The sequence below is a fragment of the Paraburkholderia strydomiana genome (assembly GCF_031456815.1).
Classification (GTDB): domain Bacteria; phylum Pseudomonadota; class Gammaproteobacteria; order Burkholderiales; family Burkholderiaceae; genus Paraburkholderia; species Paraburkholderia caledonica.
Map to the genome: position 1 here is coordinate 1 of NZ_JAVDVL010000044.1, position 1,436 is coordinate 1,436.

Sequence of the window (1,436 nt, forward strand, 5' to 3'; positions counted from 1 at the left end):
TCGTCATGATGGGTCTATATGAACGCGTCCCGTTTGAGCAAGTTATCGTGTGTTGTGGCAGACAGGCTGGCTTGCAGATCTATATCCGGCCTTGTTGCAGCTGGTACTGCCGCTGCGGGCCCCTATGAAATCCGCTGACTCGCACCTCATTCAACTGACGAGCTTGACGCTCGACCTATCATTCAGGCTTGGCGAGTCCCGGTCCTACCTGGCTTGTCATCACGTACGATTTCCTGCGCAACCTTTTGGCGTATCGCCCTGTGTAAAGCTGATTGCTTAGGGAATGCTCACCGTTGGGGTGGTTTCGCACTCAGGTAACCGCTCTGGTACGGTCGATCATGGGCCAATACTGCCCAGATCGTTCGCGCCATCTTGTTGGCTAGCGCCACGGTAACTACGTTCGCCGGCCGACGTTTGCTGATCTGTTCGACCCAAGGGCTCGGTTCCTTCGCGTGCGTAAGCACCGATCGCGCGCCGTGGATCAGCAACGTGCGCAGATACGTGTCGCCCCTTTTGCTAATACCGTGCAGGTTCACCTTGCCTCCCGAGCCAGTCTGTTTGGGCACGAGTCCGGCCCACGCGGCGAATTCACGCCCTGACCGGAAGACCTTTGCATCGCCCATCATGGAAACCGCGGCCGTCGCCGTGAGTATCCCTACACCGGGGATATCGCTGATGGCTTTCACAGCCCGGTCTTCCTTGACCCACTCGCGCATCCGCCGCTCGATCCCGGCAATTTGGTCATCCAGTTTCGTGAGCCCATTCCACTGCTCGCGTAGCGTATCGATCAGCGCGACCGGGAGACGCTCGGAAACCCTGGCCAGCACATCCGGTATCGCCTTATCCAATGCAGCCCTGCCTTTACCCATCACTTCGCCATATTCGGTGAGCAGTCCCCTCAGACTGTTGATTTGCATCGTGCGGAACTTCACTAGCTGCTCCCGCGTCCGGTGCAGTGCCAGCATCGCTTGCTGCATTTCGGTCTTCACAGCGATCGGCTTGCTGGGCTGCTGCACCGCCAGCCAGATCGCTCGTGCATCGGCGGCGTCATTCTTGTTACGGATATTGAACGCCTTCACGAATGCCGCTGGCATCAGCTTTACCTGATGGCCCATCTTCGTAAGCTGTCTCGCCCAGTGGTGCGCTCCACTACACGCCTCCATCCCGATCAGGCACGGGGCACGGTTCACGAAGTGCTCGAGAAATTTTGCGCGCCTGATCGGCTTGTTCACGATCTCGCCTGTCTCTGCGTCGATGTAATGCACCTGAAACACGTTCTTGGCGATATCCACGCCTACAGTCGTACAGGTCATTTCGGGTTCCTCCGGTTACCGGCACATTCGTGGATTTTCCTCCCGAACACATTCGCGCTGTTGGCCTGTAACCAGCCACATCTCCTGATCCTGTTTTCTGGGTGGGACGCGTTCATTTCATTC

At 57.7% G+C, this 1,436-nt stretch carries 1 protein-coding gene; it reads right to left on the reverse strand.

Annotated elements, in window-relative coordinates; translation table 11 throughout:
* Positions 1–287: 287 nt before the first annotated feature.
* The gene (locus J2W46_RS34275) at positions 288–1,313 is read right to left on the reverse strand and encodes an IS110 family RNA-guided transposase (protein ID WP_310360458.1); all 1,026 of its coding nucleotides are present in this window, start codon (positions 1,311–1,313) and stop codon (positions 288–290) included.
* Between the last annotated feature and the right edge of the window lie 123 nt (positions 1,314–1,436).